1 pseudogene is annotated in these 305 nt (G+C 62.0%); it reads left to right on the plus strand.

Annotated features, from left to right (window positions below):
* Nucleotides 1–305 (plus strand): annotated as a pseudogene (locus SB725_RS30620) (hypothetical protein); the annotation flags it as partial.

Below are 305 nucleotides of genomic sequence, written 5' to 3' on the forward strand. Positions count from 1 at the left end.
CCGGCGAAATCGACACCGTGCGCTCCTCGGTCACCTACGTGCTCGGCGCCAACCTGGAAAACCTGACCCTCACCGGCACCGACAACATCAACGGTGTCGGCAACGCCCAGAACAACGTGCTGATCGGCAACGATGGCGACAACCAGCTCAACGGAGGTCTGGGTCTGGACACCATGAGCGGCGGCAAAGGCAACGATGCCTACGCGCTCGACCAGGTCGGCGAACTGGCGCGGATTCAGGAAAACGCCGGGGAAGGCAATGACTCGCTGTACGTGGTCTACAACGCAGACCAAGGCAACGCCATC

It is taken from the genome of Pseudomonas sp. SIMBA_041, assembly GCF_046535095.1.
Lineage (GTDB): Bacteria > Pseudomonadota > Gammaproteobacteria > Pseudomonadales > Pseudomonadaceae > Aquipseudomonas > Aquipseudomonas mucoides.